The organism is Pseudomonas sp. B21128 (assembly GCF_044218865.1).
Lineage (GTDB): Bacteria > Pseudomonadota > Gammaproteobacteria > Pseudomonadales > Pseudomonadaceae > Aquipseudomonas > Aquipseudomonas iridis.
Map to the genome: position 1 here is coordinate 5,439,272 of NZ_CP162590.1, position 21,638 is coordinate 5,460,909.

Below are 21,638 nucleotides of genomic sequence, written 5' to 3' on the forward strand. Positions count from 1 at the left end.
AATACGCCGAAACCCGCTGAAAGCCACAGACTGCAAGGCTCGGCTACCAGCCCAGGGTTTCTTTCAGGAAGGGAATGGTCAGCTTGCGCTGCGCCTGCAAGGAAGCCTGATCGAGCTGTTCCAGCAGATCAAACAGCGCGCTCATGCTGCGGGTGCCACGGGTCAAGATAAAATGCCCGACTTCATCGGTCAGATGCAGACCACGACGCGATGCGCGCAATTGCAGGGCACGCAATTTGTCTTCATCAGAAAGTGGGCGCATCTGGAAAATCAGCGCCAGCGTCAGGCGTGATTTCAGGTCAGCCAGTTTGACCGGCAGCTCTCGGGGTGAGGTGGACGCGGCGATTAGCAGGCGCCGACCGCTGTCACGCAGACGATTGAACAGATGAAACATCGCCTCTTCCCAATCAGCTTTGCCGGCAATCACCTGCAAGTCATCCAGGCAAACCAGTTCGTACTGTTCAAGGTTGTCGAGAATTTCGGTGCCGCGATCCATCAATTCGGCCAGCGGCAAATACACCGCCGGTTCACCCATCTGCTCGAATCGCAGGCAAGCAGCCTGCAACAGATGCGTACGCCCTACGCCGTGCTTGCCCCACAGATAGATAAGGCTTTCCGTCCAGCCGGCGTCGGCTTCGCATAGGCGCTCGACATAGCCGAGTGCAGCGGCATTGGCGCCTGGGTAGTAGTTGATGAAGGTGGCGTCGTCACGCAGACGCACACCTAGGGGCAGCTGAATCGGTTTCATGCTGACTGAACAGTTCTCAAGGAACCGTTAGTGGCCTCTGTGTAAAGTTGGCGAAGTTTATACCCGTGAAGCTAAGCGCACAATGCGACAGAGTCCAAGCAAAATCAAAGGTTTGCGTTAACGCACTGGTTTTATGACAGTTTCTCTGACGCAGTCGAGCCGCTATTTTCCGCAATACACGGGCCAACCCGGCTATTCGCCGGGTCGCCCATCTGCGCTACAGCTGCGGATCGTCAGCACCACTATAAATGTCGGAGTCCTTGTACAAGTCGTGCATATGGCGCACCAACACCATGATCACCGCCGCCACTGGCAGCGCCAGCAACACACCCGTGAAGCCAAACAGCTCGCCGCCGGCCAGGATCGCGAAGATTACCGCCACCGGGTGCAGGCCGATGCGGTCGCCCACCAATAATGGGGTCAACACCATGCCTTCCAAGGCCTGACCGACCATGAACACCGCGACGATCCCGACCATCGGATACAGATCACCACCGAACTGGAACAACCCGGCAACCAACGCCGCACCGATGCCGATCACAAAGCCCATGTACGGCACGATCGCCGCCAGCCCCGCGATTAACCCGATCAACAGTCCAAGTTCGAGGCCGACGATCATCAGCCCAGCCGCGTAAATCACCCCTAGCGCCACCATCACCATTAACTGCCCGCGCACGAATGCCCCGAGCACCTCATGGCATTCACCGGCCAGCGCGACGATGGTTGGCTCACGATCACGCGGCAACAGGCTGCGGATCTTGGCCATCATCACGTCCCAGTCGCGCAGCAAGTAGAAACTCACCACCGGGATCAGCACCAGATTGGCCAGCCAGCCGATCAGCGCCAGACTCGAAGCCGTCGCTTGGCTCAGGACCACACCGACAATATCGGTGGTCTGACCCATGTGCTCACTGATCGCGGCCTTGACCTTGTCGAACTTCCAGAAGCCGTCCGACAGTCCCAGCTTCGACTGCGCCCACGGCACCGCCGAGTGCTGCAACCAGTCGAGCATCTGCGGCACCAGTTCGTACAGGCGCAGCAGCTGTTTGGCGAGCATCGGCACCAACACCAGCATCAGCGCGGTGAAGATCAGCGTGAACAACGTGAACACCGCGATAACACCCCAGGTGCGCGACAAACCGAGCTTCTCCAGGCGATCCACCAGCGGATCGAACAGATACGCCAGCAACAGCGCCACCAGAAACGGCGTGAGGATCGAGTGCAATAACCACACAAACACGCAAAGCAGGACTACCCCACCGAGCCAGAACCAACGCCGCGTATCGGCCATGTACCACTCCTACTACTGCTTCTATATAGGGAAAGACTTACCAGCGAAATCGCAATGACGGCGCCACAGGTGCCGGGGCTGGCGCCGCAACAGGCGCTGCGCCTGCGACCGCAGGCTCTGGCGCCGCCACAGGGACCGGCGCTTCAGCGGGTAACTCCTGCAGCTTCGCCAGCGACAACTGCGCGCGCATCTGATCGGCACTGCCGTTGACCCGATAGACGATACGATCGCCATCAACGCTTTTCAGACGCACGCCAAACGGTTCAAGTAACTGCAACAACGCGGCGTAACGCTCGAGATTCATGCCCTGCACTTCCAGAGTCTGCTGCCCGGTTGCCCCAGGCTTGGCCGCAAAGCGTGGCGCCAGGCGCTGGGCAACCGCCAGCATCACGGCATCCGCAATGGCTGCCTGATCCGGCCCCTGCACACTGCCCGCTTCTTTTTGATCACCTAGCCACAAATGCCATTTGGCCTGCCACTGACCACCCTCTTCCCGCGCATGCACAGCCAGCAAAGCGTCAGCGTTATAGCGCTCCGAAGCATCGCGCAAAGGAGCAGCATCCGTGCCCTCGAGTGCCGGCGCCGTGGCGACCAGTTGTTCACTCAGATCAGCCAGCGGCAAACGCAACGGCAAACCACGATGCTGAGCCGCCGTGCGCAACGGCGCGGCAGCAGCCTGACCATCACCGACCAGACTCGAACCCTCGGCCGAGTCGTTCAGCCACCAGCCCAGTATCGACGGCCGGCTGGCGCCCCACAGGGATAAGCCGGCACGACGCAATGCCTGCTCGGTACTGCTCGGATCGAAATCGACTTTCAGCACCTCCGGCGGCCCGGCATCGAAACCGAACTGACTGATGATCTGCTGCGGATCCTTGCGCACGGCTGCCAACCCCGGGCTTTGCGCAGCTTTAGGGTCACCGGTCAGGCGCAATACCAGCGTATCCAGCGCGGCCTGAGTCGCGCGTTCACGCTCCTGCGGAGCCTGGCCCTGGACCGGCTCACGCACCTGATAAAGGCCTTTGAGGTTTTCGGCATGACTCGCCAGGCTGACCACAGACAAACAGCCCACAAACAACAATTTACAAAAACGCATGGAGAATTCCCGTCGACTGGAGCGGCTGGAACAGGCCGCGTGAACCGATTTGGCAAGGCTGTGACAAGCTGCCAGCACCAAACATTCACACGGCGGCGGTAAGTTTTTGCACAGTGATAACGATAGACGGTTAATTGCCACACCTTATACAGGCAGCCGTACGCCTCAATTGCAAAAAATTTCGGGTGATATGGCCCTGCCCGTCGGTACGAGGATGGCCGCTGCCCCTCAAGCCTGATAAAATCGCGCGCCTTCGCAGACCGGCAACAGCCGGGCACCTCGAAACTCGCGTGAGGCTATCGCCCCATCGACTTCGGCGCCCCGCTGAACTCGGTCGTTACCCCTGAATCCCCCCTAAAGGCCTGGATCATGAGCAAGCAACCCTCCCTGAGCTACAAGGACGCCGGTGTAGACATCGACGCCGGTGAAGCATTGGTCGAACGCATCAAGAGCGTCGCCAAGCGCACTGCGCGTCCGGAAGTCATGGGCGGCCTGGGCGGTTTCGGCGCCCTCTGCGAAATCCCGGCCGGCTACAAGCAGCCCGTACTGGTTTCCGGCACTGACGGCGTCGGCACCAAGCTGCGCCTGGCCCTGAACCTGAACAAGCACGACACCATCGGTATCGACCTGGTCGCCATGTGCGTCAACGACCTGGTGGTGTGCGGTGCCGAGCCGCTGTTCTTCCTCGACTACTACGCCACCGGCAAACTCAACGTCGAGACCGCAGCCCAGGTTGTGACCGGCATCGGCGCCGGCTGCGAACTGTCCGGTTGCTCGCTGGTTGGCGGCGAAACCGCTGAAATGCCTGGCATGTACGAAGGCGAAGACTACGACCTGGCCGGCTTCTGCGTCGGCGTCGTGGAAAAAGCCGAAATCATCGACGGCTCGAAAGTCGCCACCGGTGACGCACTGATCGCCCTGCCTTCGTCCGGCCCGCATTCCAACGGCTACTCGCTGATCCGCAAGATCATCGAGGTGTCCGGCTCCGACATCGAAAACATTCAGCTCGACGGCAAACCGCTGACCGACCTGCTGATGGCCCCGACCCGTATCTATGTGAAGCCGCTGCTCAAGCTGATCAAAGACACCGGCGCCGTCAAAGCCATGGCCCACATCACCGGTGGCGGCCTGCTCGACAACATCCCGCGCGTTCTGCCAAAAGGCGCTCAGGCCGTGGTTGACGTCGCCAGCTGGAATCGCCCGGCCGTGTTCGACTGGCTGCAAGAGAAAGGCAACGTTGACGAGACCGAGATGCACCGCGTTCTGAACTGCGGCGTCGGCATGGTCATCTGCGTGGCTCAGGAGCACGTTGAAGTTGCGCTCAACACCCTGCGTGACGCTGGCGAACAGCCTTGGGTCATCGGCCAGATCGCAGTCGCTGCCGAAGGCGCTGCTCAGGTCGAACTGAAGAACCTTAAGGCTCATTAATGTCCGCAACCTGTGATGTCGTGGTGCTGTTGTCCGGCACCGGCAGTAACTTGCAGGCCTTGATCGACAGCACGCGGACCGGTGAAAGCCCGGTCCGCATCGCTGCGGTGATTTCCAACCGCGCCGACGCCTACGGCCTGCAACGCGCCAGTGACGCGGGTATCGCCACCCGCTCGCTGGATCACAAGGCATTCGAAGGTCGCGAGGCCTTCGATGCTGCCCTGATCGAACTGATCGACGAATTCAATCCCAAACTCGTGGTACTGGCCGGTTTCATGCGCATTCTCAGCGCTGACTTCGTACGCCACTATCAGGGTCGCCTGCTCAACATCCATCCTTCGCTGCTGCCCAAATACAAAGGGTTACACACCCATCAGCGCGCGCTGGAGGCCGGCGACACCGAGCACGGCTGCTCCGTCCACTTCGTCACCGAGGAACTCGATGGCGGACCACTGGTCGTACAGGCAGTAATACCGGTAGAGTTGCACGACACGCCGCAGAGTCTGGCGCAGCGAGTGCATGTTCAGGAACACTTGATCTACCCCATGGCGGTACGCTGGTTTGCCGAAGGCAGGCTTGCACTCGGGGGCGAAGGTGCTTCACTGGACGGCCAGTTACTCGCGGCCAGCGGCCATTTGATTCGACACTAGGAGATATTATGCGTCGCGCCCTGCTATTTGCTTGCGCACTGCTCGCCCTGCCTTTCGCGCAGGCGGCAGACCTTCAACCGTTCTCCGCCAGCTACACCGCCGACTGGAAACAGCTGCCGATGAGCGGCACTGCCGAGCGCAGCCTGTCAAAGGATGCCAAAGGCGTCTGGACGCTCAGCTTCAAGGCGTCGATGATGATCGCCAGCCTCACCGAGACCAGCACCCTGACCCTGGACAAAGACACCCTGCTGCCTCAGTCCTACCACTTCGAACGTGGCGGTCTGGGCAAAGCGAAAAAAGCTGATCTGGACTTCGACTGGACCAACAAACTGGTCACCGGCACCGACCGTGGCGATGCGGTGAAAATCCCGCTGAACCGTGGCATGGTCGACAAATCGACTTATCAGCTGGCACTGCAACATGACGTCGCCGCCGGCAAGAAGACCATGAGCTACCAAGTGGTCGATGACGGCGAGATCGATACCTATGACTTCCGCGTGCTTGGCTCGGAAAAAGTCGACACCAAGGCAGGCAAGATCGATGCGATCAAGGTCGAGCGCGTACGCGACCCGACACAAAGCAAGCGCATCACCGTCCTCTGGTTCGCCAAGGATTGGGATTACCTGCTGGTTCGCTTGCAACAAGTTGAAACCGACGGCAAGGAGTACAACATCATGCTCCAGGACGGCACGGTCAACGGCAAGGCTGTGAAAGGCAGCTGATCCGAAGTGATGTGAAAAAGCCCCGCGATTGCGGGGCTTTTTATTGCCTGAATGTTGGCCTGAAGAATGGTGCGAGGCTCGCCCCTCACCCCAGCCCTCTCCCGAGGGAGAGGGGGCTGAGCGAGATGTCTGGCGCTATACGTCGGCCTGTTAGATCGAGTCGATTATTGGTTCTCCAAAGCGAGATCAGGTCGGCGTAACTTGCCACTCTCCCACGGTCTGTCCCCTCTCCCCTTGGGAGAGGGCCACCCCGGGATCACCCCACACTCAAACTGAAAACCTGGCCACCATGCTGTTCAAATCCACCGCCAATCGCGACAACTCCTGGCTCGCTGCACTGGTCTGATTCGCACCTGCCGACGTCTGCATCGCCAGATCACGAATATTCATCAAATTGCGATCCACCTCCCGCGCCACCGCCGCTTGCTCTTCCGAAGCACTGGCGATCACCAGATTGCGCTCGTTGATCACGGTGAATGCCGAAGCAATTTCCTCCAGCGCAGTGCCGGCCGACTTGGCCAGGTCCAGCGTCGCACGCGCCCGCACATTGCTCTGCTGCATCGAACCGACCGCTGAATCCGTGCCTTGCTGAATGCCACCGATCATCTGCTCGATTTCCTGAGTCGACTGCTGAGTGCGATGCGCCAGCGCCCGCACCTCATCCGCGACCACTGCAAAACCGCGCCCGGCATCGCCAGCCCGTGCGGCTTCGATCGCCGCGTTCAACGCCAGCAGATTGGTCTGCTCGGCGATCGAGCGGATCACATCCAGCACTTTGCTGATGCCATGAACCTTCTGCGCCAGATCTTCCATCTGCGTCGCATTGGCCGTCACATCCTCGGCGAGGGATTCGATTGACGATACGGTCTGCTGCACCTGCTCGCGGCCATGCTGGGCAATGCGATCGGATTCGCGCGAGGCCTCGGAGGTCGCCACGGCATTGCTGGCCACCTCCTCCACTGCCGCCGTCATCTGATTGACCGCTGTCGCCGCCTGTTCGATTTCCAGACTCTGCTGGTGCAGCCCACGCGTCGCGTCTTCCGTGACGCAACTCAGCTCTTCCGACGCCGAAGCCAACTGACTGGACGACTCGGAAATTTGCCGAATCGTGTCGCGCAGGTTGTGCTGCATGCTTTTGAGCGCTTGCAGCAGCCGCGCCGGCTCGTCCTTGCCGGAAATGCTGATGTCACCGGTAAGATCGCCGCCGGCCACTACTTGCGCCACGCTTAAGGACTGCGCCAATGGCAAGACGATGCTGCGCGTCAGCAACAGCGCCAGGCCGATGGTGATCAGCGCGGTAACGCCGATCATGACCCCGACCCAAACCCGTGATTGAGTGAACACCAGCCGCGCGCCCTCGGTGGCGAGATTGGCATTGTGTTTGTTCAGTTCGACCAACTGACGCAGGACGACGGCGATTTCATCGGCCAACGGGCTCATCTCGCCATTGAGAATGCGCGCCGCCTCCTCCACCCGGTTCTGCGCAGACAGCTGCAAGACTTGCGCTTGAAGCTCCAGATATTGATGCTCGGCCACCTTGAAGCGATCAAACAATTGGCGCTCTTCAGGCAGCACGATCAGCACGTCATAACGCTGCTGGGCCTCATTCAGCCCTTCGCGCAGGTCATTGAGTTTGGCAACATTCTGCTGCAACGCCTGCGGATCACGATTGAGCAACAGGCGCATGGTCAGCGCGCGCAGGCGCAACATGTCCTGACTCATCTCGCCGACCGCCATCACGCTCGGCAGCCAGTTATTGTCGACCTCGTCGGACTGAGCGCGCATGTTCGACATTTGTAGCAGAGCAAACGCCCCGAGGGCGCACACCATCAACGCCAACAGACCAAAACCGAGGCCGGCACGCGGGGCAATATTGAGACTACGGATACTCATTAATTTGGCTTCCTTCCAAAAGCGCTGCATCAACCTACAGCGGGTTGCTCTAGAAGGTATCGGCCCGGAAAGAATTTGCGTAAGACGAAAACGTGATATCAAAACGCCTTAATACTTCTAACCCGCGGCATTAACGATTCAGCGGCGTTTTGCCGGATTTGAGCGCTGTTCGCGGCAATATCGCCAGGAAGTTATCGCGAGCGATCTTTTGTGCAATTTCTTCGGGAAGCGCATCAAGGAAAGGCACGAAGTTGTGCATTTCCTCATCGAGCTTGTTGAATCGCCCTACGACATCCGAGCCGAGCATGAAGCGCTCCGGGTATTTTTTAACCAGCGCCAGCCATTCCGGGCGCGGCTTGCCGTGTTCATCCAGCAGATACGGCGTGAGCATGCTCCACGACAGATCAATGAACAGATTCGGATACGCCTCGAGCATGCGCGTGAGGGTCGGCAGGAGAAAGTCGAGTTGTGTCTGGTGCCGATGGATTTCCGCGCTGGTGCCGGCGTGCGCCCAGATGAACCGTGTGTGCGGGTGATTACGCAGCGGCTCTTCGATTTCCTGCAGGTACAGCGGATTTCTCTCACGTTTGGAAGTGATATTGGAATGCACCATTACCGGCAGATCGTTTTCTGCCGCCAGATGATAAATCTTGGTCATCGCCTCGTTGTTGGCGCGCGGCGTGTCACCGGACGTCAGCGCCGTCAGGTCGTCATGCCGTGTGAACACTTCGCCAATGCCTTGCCACAGCCCCGGATACAGTTTGAGCATGCGCTGAATATGCGCGGCGGAGTTCTTGTCGTTAGGGTTGAAGCCTGACAGAAACGGATGAAAGTACGGCCGCTGCTCAGGCGTCAGTTTTTGCACGGCATCAGCGACGATCACGTCGGTGGCGCTGTACCAATAGGCGTCGGCATCATCACCGGCGTAATAGCGCGGGCGTTTCGGTTCATCCTCATGCCACTTCTTCGCCACGGGAATGCCGGAAATCATCACATGCTCAATGGAGTTTTCTTTCATGGCCGTCAGCAATTTCGCCATGCCGGCGGTTTCCTGGAAAAAATCCACGTAGTGCAGGTGCGCATCGCTGTAGGTGTATTCGCGGGCGCTGGCGTTACCGGCAAACACCAGCAGGCAGGCAAGACTCAAACGATACAGGGACACAATTAATCTCCGACAAGTAGGCATAGCCTAGACCCCGCCCTGCCCCCAAGGGTTCATCCCGCAGGAAAGTGGAACGCGTGCCGCTGGCAATGCTCTATAACTGCAAGGTCTTTTTGATCGAACGACTTTTCCTGCTGCCAGTGAGGTTCACATGACCGTTACCGTCAATACCGTCTCCGCTGAAGGTTTTCGTCACACTGTCCAGATCGATGAACACGAACTGTTTGCCGACGTACCGGCCTCTGCCGGCGGCGAAGGCACGGCGCCAGAGCCGCACGATTACTTCGACGCCGCACTCGGCGCCTGCAAGGCCCTGACCGTGAAGATGTACGCGAAGAAGAAAGACATCCCGCTGACCGGCGTGGGAGTCGAGGTCAAACGCGATAACAGTGAAGAGCAGAAAGGCAAATACGCTCTGCACGTCACCCTCACCCTCAAAGGCGTGCTCACAGACGCCCAACGCGAGGAACTGCTGCGAGTCGCCGACCGCTGCCCGATCCACAAGCTCATGACCACCAGCGAAGTCAGCATCGAAACCCATGCCCCACAGGGCTTCGACAGCCAATAACCCTCCTGATGCCAGCGGCGGGTTATGCTCCTGGCATCACCCGCTCAGCCTGGAATGCACCATGGACACGCAACCCCTGATCATCCGCCCGCGAGCCGAAGACGTCGAAGGCCAGCCGATTCTTCGCCCGTTGCCGTCAGCCAAATGCCGCAGCGTCGGGCCATTCGTGTTTTTTGATCACATGCTCGAAACGGTTTATCCGACGGGCAAAGGCATGAACATCCGACAGCATCCGCACATTGGCCTGTCGACACTGACCTATTTGTTTGAAGGCCAACTTCAGCACAAGGACAGCCTGGGCTCCGATCAGGTAGTCAGCGCTGGCGATGTCAGCTGGATGACCGCCGGCAGCGCGATTGCCCACGTTGAACGCACGCCGGCGCCGCTGTGGGATCAGAGTTTCACGATGCACGGCTTGCAGATCTGGCTAGCCTCGCCCAAGGATCACGAACAAGGCCCGGGGCATTACAGTCATCACCCGGCAGCAACCCTGCCAGTCAGCGATAACCTCGGCGTGCAGATTCGGATGATTGCCGGGTCAGGCTTTTGTCTGGAATCGCCCGTTCCGGTGCTTTCTCCTACGTTGTATGCCGAAGTGAAGATGCAAACGGCGACCACATTGCTTGTTCCCTCAGAGCATGAAGAGCGGGCGCTGTATGTATTGAGTGGCGATGCACAACTTAACGGCGAAACGGTCGAATCCCATGCGCTGGTGGTGTTGCCGGTTGGGGAAGAAATGAGTCTGTTTGCCGAGAGCGAGGTTCACGCGGTGGTGTTCGGCGGCGCACCGCTGGATGGCCCAAGGCGGATCAACTGGAATTTTGTTGCGAGCGATCCGGCGGCGATTGATGAGGCTCGACGCAAATGGGCGGCCGGGGAATGGCCGACGGTGCCGGGGGAAAGTGAGCGGATCGAACTGCCCTGAAATTTTTATTGCCTTTGAGTCAGCCATCGCTGGCAAGCCAGCTCCCACAGGATTTCGCGTCGAACACAGGCTTTGCTAACGGCGCGATAACTGTGGGAGCTGGCTTGCCAGCGATGAGGCCCCGTCAGACACCGCCCAAGTCAGTGCCTGACAACTGAATCAGCCGCTGAACACTTCATCCAGCAAATCATGCATCGACTTGAACGCCCGTTTGGCCGTCTTCGCGTCGTACATCATCTTGCCCGGCACATTGGCGTGCGGGTCGGTAAACGAGTGCACCGCACCGCCGTAACTGAGCAATTGCCAATCCACCTTCGCCGCGTTCATCTCGTCTTCGAAGGCCGGCAACTGCTCCTTCGGCACCAACGGATCGGACGCGCCGTGAAGCACCAGTACCGAGCCTTTGATGTTCTGCGCATCCGCAGGGTTCGGTGAATCCAGCGTGCCGTGGAACGACACCGCCGCTTTCACCGGCGCACCGGTGCGCGCCAGATCCAGCGCGCAGCAACCGCCAAAGCAGAAACCGAACACCGCCAGCTTCGACGTATCGACTGCCGCTTCGCCCTGGGTCTGCAACTGCTCGAACGCAGCCTGCATACGCGTGCGCAGCAGTGCACGATCATCCTTGAGCGGCATCATCGCCGCACCGGCCTGATCAGCGTTCTGCGGACGCACGGCCTGACCGTAGACATCAGCGATCAACACCACGTAGCCCTTGGCCGCCACCGACCTGGCGATTTCTTCAGCGCCAGCGCTGACGCCCATCCAGTTCGGCGCCATCAACAAACCCGGACGCGCGCCTTTGTGCTCGGCGTCGAATGCAAGCCGACCTTCATAAGGCTGGCCATCAATCTGATAGATCACGGAACGTACCGTAACTTGGCTCATTTCTGACTCCTGATTACTTGAACACCAGAATGAAAAAACCCGCCGAAGCGGGTTTTTTTACAACTTCATCAAACCGACAGTTCGACCAGCAGCTTGTTCAAGCGGCGCACATAAGCGGCCGGGTCCTTCAAGCTGTCGCCGGCAGCCAGGGCTGCCTGATCGAAGAGGATGTGCGACAGGTCGCCAAACCGCTCTTCGCTCTGCTCGCCGTCGAGTTTCTCGATCAGCGGGTGGCTCGGGTTGAATTCGAAGATAGGCTTCGAATCCGGCACCTTCTGACCGCTGGCCTCGAGGATCTGACGCATTTGCAGACCCAGGTCCTGTTCGCCGATGGCCAGAATGGCCGGCGAATCGGTCAGACGATGGGAAACCCGCACTTCAGCAACGGAATCGCCCAGCGCGGTTTTCAGACGCTCGACCAGACCTTCTTTGGACTTGGCGACTTCTTCTGCGGCTTTCTTGTCCTCTTCCGAGTCCAGATTGCCCAGGTCCAGGTCACCGCGTGCCACGTCGACAAACGACTTGCCGTCGAAGTCGCTGAGGTAGCTCATCAGCCACTCGTCGATACGGTCGGTCAGCAGCAGCACTTCGATGCCTTTCTTGCGGAAGACTTCCAGGTGCGGGCTGTTTTTGACCTGCGCGTAGGTTTCGCCGGTGAGGTAGTAGATCTTGTCCTGACCTTCCTTGGCGCGTGCCAGGTAGTCAGCCAGACCGACGATCTGCTCACCGTCGTCGCCGTTGGTCGACGCGAAACGCAGAAGACCCGCGATTTTCTCCTTGTTGGCGAAGTCTTCTGCCGGGCCTTCTTTCATGACCTGACCAAAGTTCTTCCAGAAGCCCTTGTATTGCTCAGGCTCGTTCTTCGCCAGTTTTTCCAGCATGTCGAGCACACGCTTGGTCAGCGCCGACTTCATCGAGTCGATGATCGGGTCTTTCTGCAGAATTTCCCGCGACACGTTCAGCGACAGGTCGTTGGAGTCGACCACGCCTTTGATGAAGCGCAGGTAGAGCGGCAGGAACGACTCGGCCTGATCCATCACGAACACGCGTTGCACATACAGCTTCAGGCCTTTCGGCGCTTCACGCTGGTACAAATCGAACGGTGCGCGGGCCGGCACGTAGAGCAACGAGCTATATTCGAGTTTGCCTTCAACCTTGTTGTGGCTCCAGGCCAGCGGGTTCTCGAAATCGTGGGCGATGTGCTTGTAGAACTCCTGGTATTCCTCGTCTTTCACTTCGGTGCGCGGACGAGTCCAAAGGGCACTGGCGCGGTTGACGGTTTCCCACTCGAGCGCTGGCGCCTCTTCGCCTTCGGCAGCCGTGACTTCTTTCGGCAGCTCGATCGGCAAAGCGATATGGTCGGAGTACTTCTTGATGATGTTGCGCAGACGCCAGCCATCGGCGAACTCGTCTTCTGCAGCTTTCAGATGCAGGACGATGCGAGTGCCGCGCTCAGGCTTTTCGATGGTGGCGACTTCGAACTCGCCCTCGCCTTTCGACGACCAGTGCACGCCCTCGCTGACCGGAGTGCCGGCGCGACGGCTGTACACGTCAACCTGGTCGGCAACGATGAAGGCCGAGTAGAAGCCAACACCGAACTGGCCGATCAGGTGCGAATCTTTTTTCTGATCGCCCGACAGATTTTTCATGAAATCGGCGGTGCCCGACTTGGCAATGGTCCCCAGATGGGTGATCACATCGTCACGGTTCATGCCGATACCGTTGTCTTCGAGGGTGACGGTCTTGGCGTCCTTGTCGAAGCTCACACGGATTTTCAGATCTGCGCCACCTTCGAGCAACTCAGGCTTGGCCAGGGCTTCGAAGCGCAGCTTGTCGACAGCGTCAGAGGCGTTCGAGATCAATTCGCGAAGGAAGATTTCCTTGTTGGAATACAGCGAATGGATCATGAGGTGCAGCAGCTGCTTCACCTCGGTCTGGAAGCCCAGGGTTTCCTTTTGAGTTTCCACACTCATGGTCATCAAACTCCAATCAGATGGCATTGGCCGCGACCCGAATGGTCTGCGGCGGGTTGTCATCTGAGTTTGGGGCAGTGTTCAGGATTTCAAGGGCTCATCGATTTTGAAATGCGCCCGCGCCGTGGCAATCGGTTCGCTTTCGGTACTTTGCCACGCCGTGATCGCAACGTTCGCCACCCGCCGCCCCTGTCGGCAGACCTGACACCTGGCCCAGGTGTCGCGAAACTGCCCGGCGCGCAGGTAATCGAGGGAAAAATCGATGATCTTCGGCACGCCCGGCGCCCCGGTAAAAATCAATAAATGCAGGGCTGCGGCCAGTTCCATGAACCCGGCAATCACCCCGCCATGAATCGCCGGCAATAAAGGGTTACCAATGTTGTCCTTATTCGCCGGCAGCTTGAACAGCAAGTCATCGCCTACGCGAGAGCACTCGATGCCGATCAGCCCGGCATACGGAATCAACGTGAGCAGCGGTGCGTAGTCGCCTCGCGCATGGGCCCGCTGCAACTGATCCTTAAGGTCGGCGCTCATTGGCCCTCTCCCTTGATAGCGCCACCAAAACCCTTGGTGCCCCTGATGTTTTTGCCCATGCGCATGAACGTGCCAACGACGTGGGCAATCGGCTGCTCGGGATCGTCCTGGTAGGCGAAGCCGCGGGCGAAGATCACATCGGTCGTCACTCGATAACATTGGGCGAAGCCGTAAACGGCTTTGTTGGGTTCTGCGGCGTGCATGTAGTCGATGCGCAGATCGAGGGTCGGGCAGACTTCGAATTCCGGCAGTACGCACAGGGTCGACATGCCGCACGCGGTGTCCATCAACGAAGTGATAGCGCCTCCGTGTATCACGCCTGTCTGCGGGTTACCGACGATTTTCGTGCTGTATGGCAGGATCACCGTGAGCCCATCGGTAGAAGCGCTGTGCACTTGCAACCCAAGGACCTGGCAGTGTCGCAACGCCGAAAGAAATCGCGTCGCACGCTCAAAAACGGGGTTTTCAGCCATATGATAATTACTCTCGTTAGAGACTTTTGCCAGTAGTAAGAAAAACCGCAAAAGTTCCACTGAAAAAAGATCTTATATATCTGAAACAAATGAGGAACTTAACCCTCAGCGCTGAGTTCTTAAGGCCAGTAGTTATTTTCCATAAGGAGAAACACCCCATGCGTAAGACTTTAGCTATTGCCTTGATGTTGACCGCTTCCCTCGGTCTCGCTGCCTGCGATAAAAAATCCGAGGACAAAGCTCAAGATGCAAACCAACATGCTGAACAAGCTCAGCAAGACATGAACAAAGCTCAGGATAAAGTGAACGACGCTGCGAAAGAAAACGCCGAAGCTGCCAAAGCTCAGGCCGAATCGAACGCCGCTGCACAAGAAGAAGCTGCCAAAAAGCAATAATCCGCTTTCTGGTGTGACAAAAGAAAACCCGCCAAGTGCGGGTTTTCTTTTGCCTGCGTTTTATTGGCAATGACTTTTTAGAGCAGAACAGTTCTAAAAGTCGGACTAATCATCAGCAACAACGAACACACCAGGCCGACCAGCCAGATCAAGCTGCGCAACGCAGGCTTATCTGCCAGATAGAGCCACACGTAGAGGATCCGGGCGATGACAAAAATGATCGCCAAGGTATCGATCAGCCATCCCGCCGTTTGCGTGGTATGCGCCATAAGCACCCCCACTGCGAACAATATGAACGCCTCGATGCTGTTCTGGTGCGCCGCCAGCGCCCTCGCGCCGTAACCCGTGAGCTGTGCCTGCTGTTGACGCGGCAGGTGGTTGTTGTAACCGCCCTGCTCTTTCATGGCCTTGCCCACTGGCAGGCGCGCGATATAAATCAACAGAGCACTGACAAACACACACCAGAACGGAATACTCATGAAACGACCTCTTTGTTCGCCTCGGGAATGGGCGCCTCTGTAGGGGTATAGACCATGACATCCAGAACGTCGGAATGAAACTCGCGGCGGTACAAGACGACGACCACTGCGGCACTCATCAGCATGAACAACCAAGGGCTGACAAACCACGCCAGCATACTCATGCCGAAGTAGTACGAGCGCAGGCCGAAGTTGAACTGGTTGGCCGCCATCGAAATTACCCGCGCCGCTCGCGAAGCGAAGGCTTTGCGCTCCAGCTCGGAGACTTGTCGCTCACCGATCATCGGCGCCGAGCCCACCAGAATCGCCGCAAAGTTGTACTGGCGCATGCACCAGCTGAACGTGAAAAACGCGTAGACAAATACCATTGCCAGGCACAGCAACTTGATCTCCGACATGCCTTGCGAGGCCTGCTGCACCATTGGAATATCCGCCAGCAATGACACCGCACGGTCGGAAGCGCCCAGCACGGTGAGGATACCGGCAAGGATGATCAGGGTGCTGGAAGCGAAGAACGAGGCGTTACGTTCCAGGTTGCCGATCACGCTGGCGTCCGCGATGCGGTTGTCGCGCAGCAACATGCGGCGCATCCAGTCTTCGCGGTACAGGTGCAACACGCTGGCCAGACACGCGGTGTCGCGAGCCTTCCAACTGGCGTATCGGGTGTAGCCGCCCCAACAGATGACAAACCAGAGTGCGGCGAGCAGATGAATCAGATTGGCCTGGATGAACGACATGCGGTTCCTTGTGATGTGTTGGCGCTGTACCGATGACCTGTAGGAGCAAGCTTGCTCGCGAAGACGATTGTACAGTCAGCGTCAATGCTGGCTGATCCACCGCTTTCGCGAGCAAGCTCCTCCTACCTAAAACCTGTGCAACCCTTCGACGCTAGCTCACGGAAAAAGACACTGCCTGATGCCCATAAAAAATGCCCCGTATCGATTGATACGGGGCATTTCTGTTTAAGCGTCACCGGCCCGCTTATGACGGGCCTGGTGAACGTCAGGCGATGGCACTACGACGTTTGCCCAAGGCGTTATCGATCGCCACGGCGAACACCAGCGTGATCACGGACGGGATCAGCCATGCAAGGCCCTGCTCACTCAGTGGCAGCGTTGCGAGCGGTCCAGGCATCCAGCCTGCCAGATCGGCGCCTTTGAGCGCGTCAACGCAGCCGAACAGGAACGACACCAGCATGACCGGGCCGACGATGCGCACCTGCTCGTTCCAGAAGCTCGAGCAGAAACTCAGGGCGACCAGAACGATGCACGGTGGGTAAATCGCCGTCAGCACCGGAATCGAGAAGGCAATGAGGTTCGTCAGGCCCAGGTTGGACACCAACAGGGAGAACACAGCAAGAATGATCACTAGCGTCTTGTAGGACAGTGGCAGCACGCGGCTGAAATATTCGGCGCAGGCGCAGGTCAGGCCCACCGCCGTCACCAGACACGCCAGCGAGATCAACACCGCAAGGAAACCGCTGCCCAACGAGCCGAAGGTGTGTTGCACATAAGCGTGCAATACCGCCGCACCGTTGGTGGCACCGACAGCCACTTCATGGCTACCCGAACCGAGACGGAACAGGCTGACATACACCAGCGCCAGACCGACACCGGCAATCAGCCCGGCGATGATCGCGTAACGGGTGATCAGCGCTGGCGACTCGACGCCACGGGAGCGAATTGCGTTAACGATGACGATGCCGAACACCAATGCGCCGAGGGTATCCATGGTCAGATAACCATTAATGAACCCCTGGGAGAACGGCGCCGCCACGTATTCAGGCGTGCCCTGACCGATATCCCCGGCCGGCAAGGCGAAGGCAGCGATGCCCAGGACGGCCAGCGCGATGATCTTCAACGGCGCGAGGAAACGCCCGACGGTATCCAGCAAACGGCCCGGATACAGCGAGATGAAGAACACCAGCAGGAAATAAACCGAGCTGTAGAGGAACAGCGCCAACGGGCTCTCGCCGGTCAACGGCGCCAAGCCCACTTCGAACGACACGGTTGCAGTACGCGGGGTAGCGAACAGCGGGCCGACCGCCAGGTAGCACGCGGCAGCCAGCACACCACCGGCAATTTTGCCGATCGGGCTGCTCAGGGCGTCCATCGCTCCACCGACCTTGGCCAGCGCAACCACGGTGATCACCGGCAAACCGACTGCGGTGATCAAAAAGCCCAGTGCCGCCATCCAGACGTGAGGTCCGGCCTGCAAACCGACGATAGGCGGGAAGATGATGTTACCGGCCCCAACGAACAGGGCAAACGTCATAAAACCGAGCGCCAGGATGTCCTGACCTTTCAAAACTTTCATTAAGGAAATACCACACTACTGAATCGGAATTTAGAGGGGGATTGCCCTTTGGGATTAGGGAAATGCTGTCAATCCGTATGGGACTGACCCGTAACGCGCGGTGCATGCCTTGTGGGCGGCAGACGCAAAAATGGCTGCTAGCCTAACGAATTTGCCTGACAAACGCACTGTTAGAGGGCGAACTATCCGATACGCGACGTTTCCGTGTCGCGTTTATGTATGAAAAGCCGCTCCAGGCTACAAGTTTCAAGCGGCAAGCTTTTGTCTTGTAGCCAGCAACTTGAAGCTTGCAACCGCTCTGAAACGACAAAGGCCACCCGAAGGTGGCCTTTGTTTGGTAAAGCGTCAGCTAAGCGGGAAGCTTACTTGACAGCCCAACCGGTCAGCTCGGACAAAGCCTTGCCGATGTCTGCCAGCGAACGCACGGTTTTAACGCCTGCGTCTTCCAGGGCAGCAAACTTCTCGTCTGCAGTGCCTTTGCCGCCAGAGATGATTGCGCCAGCATGGCCCATGCGCTTGCCCGGAGGAGCAGTCACACCAGCGATGTAGGAAACAACCGGCTTGGTCACGTGTGCCTTGATGTAGGCAGCCGCTTCTTCTTCAGCCGAACCGCCGATCTCACCGATCATCACGATCGCTTCGGTCTTCGGGTCTTCCTGGAACAGCTTCAGGATGTCGATGAAGTTCGAACCCGGGATCGGGTCACCACCGATGCCGACGCAAGTCGACTGGCCGAAACCGGCGTCAGTCGTCTGCTTCACAGCTTCGTAGGTCAGGGTGCCGGAACGCGAAACGATACCGACCTTGCCTGGCAAGTGAATGTGACCTGGCATGATGCCGATCTTGCATTCGCCTGGGGTGATCACGCCTGGGCAGTTAGGGCCGATCAGGACTACGCCCAGCTCGTCGCACTTAACTTTAGCGTCCAGCATGTCCAGGGTAGGAATGCCTTCGGTGATGCAGACGATCAGCTTGATGCCGCCGAAAGCCGCTTCCAGGATCGAGTCCTTGCAGAAAGGAGCTGGAACGTAGATCACGCTGGCGGTGGCGCCAGTTTGAGCAACAGCATCTTTCACGGTGTTGAACACTGGCAGACCCAGGTGCTCGGTGCCGCCTTTACCAGGCGTAACGCCACCGACCATCTTGGTGCCGTATTCGATGGCTTGCTGGGTGTGGAAACTACCTTGCGAACCGGTAATACCCTGGCAGATAACTTTGGTGTCTTTATTGATCAGGACGCTCATTATTTGCCCTCCGCAGCTTTAACAACTTGTTGAGCAGCGTCGGTCAGGCTGGTAGCAGCGATGATGTTCAAACCGCTTTCTGCCAGTACTTTAGCGCCCAGCTCAGCGTTGTTGCCTTCAAGGCGAACAACAACCGGGATTTTTACGCCGACTTCTTTCACAGCGCCGATGATGCCTTCGGCAATCATGTCGCAGCGAACGATGCCGCCGAAGATGTTGACCAGTACTGCAGCGACGTTGGTGTCGGACAGAATGATCTTGAACGCTTCAGTGACGCGTTCTTTGGTAGCGCCACCACCTACGTCGAGGAAGTTGGCTGGCTTGCCGCCATGCAGGTTGACGATGTCCATGGTACCCATGGCCAGGCCAGCACCGTTGACCATGCAGCCGATGTTGCCTTCCAGCGCTACGTAGTTCAGTTCGAACTTGGCAGCGTGCGCTTCGCGCGGATCGTCTTGCGACGGATCGTGGAAAGTCTTCAGCTTAGGCTGACGGTACATTGCGTTGGCGTCGATGTTGATCTTGGCGTCGAGGCAGTGCAGATCGCCGTCAGCCTTGATCACCAGCGGGTTCACTTCCAGCAGAGCCAGGTCGTGATCCTTGAACAGCTTGGCCAGACCTACGAAGATCTTGGCGAACTGAGCAACCTGCTTGCCTTCCAGACCCAACTGGAATGCCAGCTCGCGACCCTGGAATGGCTGAGCGCCAACCAGTGGATCGATAGTGGCTTTCAGAATTTTTTCTGGAGTGTCGTGAGCGATTTTCTCGATGTCCACGCCACCTTCGGTGGAAGCCATGAACACGATGCGACGGCTCGAACGGTCAACGACAGCGCCCAGGTACAGCTCTTTAGCGATATCAGTGCACGATTCAACCAGGATCTTGGTGACTGGCTGGCCATTGGCGTCAGTCTGGTAAGTCACCAGACGCTTGCCCAGCCACTGCTGTGCGAAGGCTTTGGCGTCTTCTTTGCTGCGAACCAGCTTGACGCCGCCCGCTTTACCGCGACCACCGGCGTGGACCTGGGCTTTGACAACCCACTCGCTGCCGCCGATTTTGTCGCAAGCTTCTGCTGCTGCTTCTGGGGTGTCTACTGCGTAACCAGTGGAAACTGGCAGGCCGTATTCAGCGAACAGCTGCTTACCCTGATACTCGTGAAGATTCATGCTTTTTACCGTCTTCGTTAGGTACTGCGCATTCGGCGCTGCGCTCGTGATGAGTGCCGCGCCACCTGTGACTGCTGCTTGCGTAGCTGAGCTACGCAAGACTGCGTCCAGCGGACATTCCGCGGTGAGTCTTGCTCGCAAGGCTCACGACGGGCCGTTACCGCCGTGGTTTCTTATTGTCTGTTAACGCTTCTTGCGGTTGGCAATGTGGATGGCGCCGCCATTCACAGCCAGAGCAGCTTCGTGCAAGGCTTCAGACAGGGTCGGATGGGAGAAAACCATCATGCCCAGGTCTTCAGCGCTGGTGCCGAATTCCATACCGATCGCGCCCTGCTGAACCAGTTCTGCAGCGCTCGGACCAATTACATGCACGCCCAATACGCGGTCAGTCTTGGCATCAGCGATGACCTTGACGAAACCACCGGTATCGTTGGCGGCCATGGCACGGCCGGAAGCGGCGAACGGGAAGGTGCCGACGTTAACTTCAACGCCTTCAGCTTTCAAGGCCTGCTCGGTTTTGCCAACCCACGCGATTTCCGGGTGAGTATAAATAACCGAAGGGATCAGGTCATAGTTCATCTGGGCTTTGTGGCCCTTGATGCGCTCGACAACCATGATGCCTTCTTCCGAAGCCTTGTGAGCCAGCATCATGCCGCGAACCACGTCACCGATGGCGAAAACGCCCGGTACGGTGGTAGCGCAGTGATCGTCAACGTGCACGAAACCGCGCTCGTCCAGGGTCACGCCGCTGTCGGCCGCCAGCAGATCAGTGGTCACCGGACGGCGACCAACGGCTACGATCAGCTTGTCGAAAGTGATGGTCTGTTCGCCGTTGGCATCGGTGTAGTTCACAACGACTTCGTCGCCATTCACTTTAGAACCGGTGACGCGAGCGCCCAGCTTGATGTCCAGACCTTGCTTGGTCAGGGTTTTCAGCGCTTCCTTGGAAACAGCGGTGTCCGCTGCCATCAGGAAGGTGTCCAATGCTTCGAGGACAACCACTTGCGAACCCAGACGCGACCATACCGAACCCAGTTCCAGACCGATCACGCCAGCGCCGATAACGCCCAGACGCTTAGGTACGGCCTGGAATTCCAGTGCGCCAGTCGAATCGACGATGACATTCTGGTCAACCGGAGCCGGCGGGATGTCGATCGGACGCGAACCTGGTGCCAGGATGACGTTTTCAGCGTCGATGATTTCTACCGAGCCGTCTGGCTTGGTGACTTCGACTTTCTTGCCGGCCAGCAGTTTGCCGTGGCCCTGGATCGAAGTAACGCCGTTGGCCTTGAACAGAGTGGCAACGCCGCCGGTCAGGTTCTTGACGATGCCAGCCTTGCGGCCAACCATCGCAGCAACGTCCATTTTGACTTCGCCGGTCGAGATACCGTGAACGTTGAAGCTTTCTTTCGCTTCCTTGTATTTCCAGGAGCTGTCGAGCAGCGCCTTGGAAGGAATGCAGCCGACGTTCAGGCAGGTGCCGCCCAGGGCTTGCTTGCCTTCGGCGTCGGTGTACTTCTCGATGCAGGCAGTGGTCAGACCCAGCTGCGCAGCCTTGATGGCAGCCACATAGCCACCAGGGCCCGCACCGATCACTACTACGTCAAATTTCTGCGACATTCAAAAAATCCTCTTTAGCAATAAAGCTACAAGCCGCAAGCTTCAAGCTGCAAGCCCACCCGCTCGC

The 21,638-nt window shown here is 58.4% G+C and carries 21 protein-coding genes and 1 pseudogene; 6 read left to right on the plus strand and 16 right to left on the minus strand.

Features of this window, described 5'->3' with window-relative positions:
- Positions 1-43 precede the first annotated feature (43 nt).
- The 3 genes from hda to AB4P91_RS24530 all read right to left on the minus strand — a co-directional run bounded on the left by hda (position 44) and on the right by AB4P91_RS24530 (position 3,135).
- Entirely contained in the window at positions 44-748 is a 705-nt protein-coding gene (hda, locus tag AB4P91_RS24520) for a DnaA regulatory inactivator Hda (RefSeq protein WP_042558310.1), read from the minus strand.
- A gap of 217 nt (positions 749-965) precedes the next feature.
- Positions 966-2,039: an AI-2E family transporter gene (locus tag AB4P91_RS24525; protein ID WP_150594194.1), complete on the minus strand. Its 1,074-nt coding sequence runs from the start codon at positions 2,037-2,039 to the stop codon at positions 966-968.
- A gap of 37 nt (positions 2,040-2,076) precedes the next feature.
- Entirely contained in the window at positions 2,077-3,135 is a 1,059-nt protein-coding gene (locus AB4P91_RS24530; protein ID WP_395603890.1) for a DUF2066 domain-containing protein, read from the minus strand.
- 369 nt (positions 3,136-3,504) lie between these two features.
- Between AB4P91_RS24530 and purM the strand changes: the two genes are divergently transcribed.
- The 3 genes from purM to AB4P91_RS24545 are packed head-to-tail and all read left to right on the plus strand — an operon-like array spanning position 3,505 to position 5,935.
- A complete protein-coding gene (gene purM, locus AB4P91_RS24535) occupies positions 3,505-4,563 on the plus strand; it encodes a phosphoribosylformylglycinamidine cyclo-ligase (protein WP_042558307.1) in 1,059 nt (352 codons plus the stop codon).
- Positions 4,563-5,213: a phosphoribosylglycinamide formyltransferase gene (gene purN, locus AB4P91_RS24540; RefSeq protein ID WP_042558306.1), complete on the plus strand. Its 651-nt coding sequence runs from the start codon at positions 4,563-4,565 to the stop codon at positions 5,211-5,213. The genes purM and purN overlap by 1 nt, the downstream gene beginning before the upstream one ends.
- A gap of 8 nt (positions 5,214-5,221) precedes the next feature.
- Positions 5,222-5,935: a DUF3108 domain-containing protein gene (locus AB4P91_RS24545; RefSeq protein ID WP_042558305.1), complete on the plus strand. Its 714-nt coding sequence runs from the start codon at positions 5,222-5,224 to the stop codon at positions 5,933-5,935.
- A 267-nt stretch (positions 5,936-6,202) separates the two neighbouring features.
- On the opposite strand, the gene AB4P91_RS24550 is transcribed toward AB4P91_RS24545, so the two are convergent.
- From AB4P91_RS24550 to AB4P91_RS24560, 3 genes and pseudogenes are all read right to left on the minus strand, one after another.
- Complete coding sequence (locus AB4P91_RS24550) at positions 6,203-7,066, minus strand: methyl-accepting chemotaxis protein (protein WP_395605003.1); 864 nt, start codon at positions 7,064-7,066, stop codon at positions 6,203-6,205.
- Between the two features lie 39 nt (positions 7,067-7,105).
- Positions 7,106-7,858 (minus strand): annotated as a pseudogene (locus tag AB4P91_RS24555) (MCP four helix bundle domain-containing protein); the annotation flags it as partial.
- 100 nt (positions 7,859-7,958) lie between these two features.
- On the minus strand, positions 7,959-9,014 hold the full coding sequence (locus tag AB4P91_RS24560) for an amidohydrolase family protein (RefSeq protein WP_395603891.1): 1,056 nt from the start codon (positions 9,012-9,014) through the stop codon (positions 7,959-7,961).
- A gap of 127 nt (positions 9,015-9,141) precedes the next feature.
- On the opposite strand from AB4P91_RS24560, the gene AB4P91_RS24565 reads away from it, so the two are divergent.
- Together AB4P91_RS24565 and AB4P91_RS24570 are read left to right on the plus strand one after the other, a co-directional pair.
- Positions 9,142-9,558 carry an OsmC family protein gene (locus tag AB4P91_RS24565; RefSeq protein ID WP_150597006.1) on the plus strand — a complete coding sequence of 139 codons (417 nt, stop codon included), beginning with the start codon at positions 9,142-9,144 and terminating at the stop codon, positions 9,556-9,558.
- 61 nt (positions 9,559-9,619) lie between these two features.
- Entirely contained in the window at positions 9,620-10,483 is an 864-nt protein-coding gene (locus AB4P91_RS24570) for a pirin family protein (RefSeq protein ID WP_395603892.1), read from the plus strand.
- Positions 10,484-10,642: 159 nt separating this feature from the next.
- Here AB4P91_RS24570 and AB4P91_RS24575 read toward each other — a convergent pair whose 3' ends face one another.
- The 4 genes from AB4P91_RS24575 to AB4P91_RS24590 form a co-directional block, all read right to left on the minus strand.
- The gene (locus AB4P91_RS24575; RefSeq protein WP_042558300.1) at positions 10,643-11,371 is read right to left on the minus strand and encodes a dienelactone hydrolase family protein; all 729 of its coding nucleotides are present in this window, start codon (positions 11,369-11,371) and stop codon (positions 10,643-10,645) included.
- 68 nt (positions 11,372-11,439) lie between these two features.
- Positions 11,440-13,344 carry a molecular chaperone HtpG gene (htpG, locus tag AB4P91_RS24580; protein WP_395603893.1) on the minus strand — a complete coding sequence of 635 codons (1,905 nt, stop codon included), beginning with the start codon at positions 13,342-13,344 and terminating at the stop codon, positions 11,440-11,442.
- Between the two features lie 81 nt (positions 13,345-13,425).
- Positions 13,426-13,878 (minus strand): PaaI family thioesterase, encoded by a 453-nt coding sequence (locus AB4P91_RS24585; protein WP_395603894.1) that lies wholly within the window; start codon positions 13,876-13,878, stop codon positions 13,426-13,428.
- Entirely contained in the window at positions 13,875-14,351 is a 477-nt protein-coding gene (locus tag AB4P91_RS24590; RefSeq protein WP_150594203.1) for a PaaI family thioesterase, read from the minus strand. Before AB4P91_RS24590 ends, AB4P91_RS24585 begins: the two co-directional genes overlap by 4 nt.
- Positions 14,352-14,509: 158 nt before the next feature.
- Between AB4P91_RS24590 and AB4P91_RS24595 the strand changes: the two genes are divergently transcribed.
- The gene (locus AB4P91_RS24595) at positions 14,510-14,746 is read left to right on the plus strand and encodes a hypothetical protein (RefSeq protein WP_007959016.1); all 237 of its coding nucleotides are present in this window, start codon (positions 14,510-14,512) and stop codon (positions 14,744-14,746) included.
- A 77-nt stretch (positions 14,747-14,823) separates the two neighbouring features.
- On the opposite strand, the gene AB4P91_RS24600 is transcribed toward AB4P91_RS24595, so the two are convergent.
- From AB4P91_RS24600 to lpdA, 6 genes are all read right to left on the minus strand, one after another.
- Positions 14,824-15,225 carry an MAPEG family protein gene (locus tag AB4P91_RS24600; RefSeq protein WP_395603895.1) on the minus strand — a complete coding sequence of 134 codons (402 nt, stop codon included), beginning with the start codon at positions 15,223-15,225 and terminating at the stop codon, positions 14,824-14,826.
- The gene (locus tag AB4P91_RS24605) at positions 15,222-15,962 is read right to left on the minus strand and encodes a DUF599 domain-containing protein (protein ID WP_150597011.1); all 741 of its coding nucleotides are present in this window, start codon (positions 15,960-15,962) and stop codon (positions 15,222-15,224) included. Before AB4P91_RS24605 ends, AB4P91_RS24600 begins: the two co-directional genes overlap by 4 nt.
- Positions 15,963-16,227: 265 nt before the next feature.
- A complete protein-coding gene (gene brnQ / locus AB4P91_RS24610) occupies positions 16,228-17,541 on the minus strand; it encodes a branched-chain amino acid transport system II carrier protein (RefSeq protein WP_150594206.1) in 1,314 nt (437 codons plus the stop codon).
- A gap of 362 nt (positions 17,542-17,903) precedes the next feature.
- Positions 17,904-18,785 carry a succinate--CoA ligase subunit alpha gene (sucD, locus tag AB4P91_RS24615; protein WP_042558294.1) on the minus strand — a complete coding sequence of 294 codons (882 nt, stop codon included), beginning with the start codon at positions 18,783-18,785 and terminating at the stop codon, positions 17,904-17,906.
- Positions 18,785-19,951, minus strand: coding sequence for an ADP-forming succinate--CoA ligase subunit beta (gene sucC, locus AB4P91_RS24620; protein WP_007919879.1), 1,167 nt, complete (start codon positions 19,949-19,951; stop codon positions 18,785-18,787). The genes sucD and sucC overlap by 1 nt, the downstream gene beginning before the upstream one ends.
- Positions 19,952-20,134: 183 nt before the next feature.
- Positions 20,135-21,571 carry a dihydrolipoyl dehydrogenase gene (gene lpdA / locus AB4P91_RS24625; RefSeq protein WP_150594207.1) on the minus strand — a complete coding sequence of 479 codons (1,437 nt, stop codon included), beginning with the start codon at positions 21,569-21,571 and terminating at the stop codon, positions 20,135-20,137.
- Between the last annotated feature and the right edge of the window lie 67 nt (positions 21,572-21,638).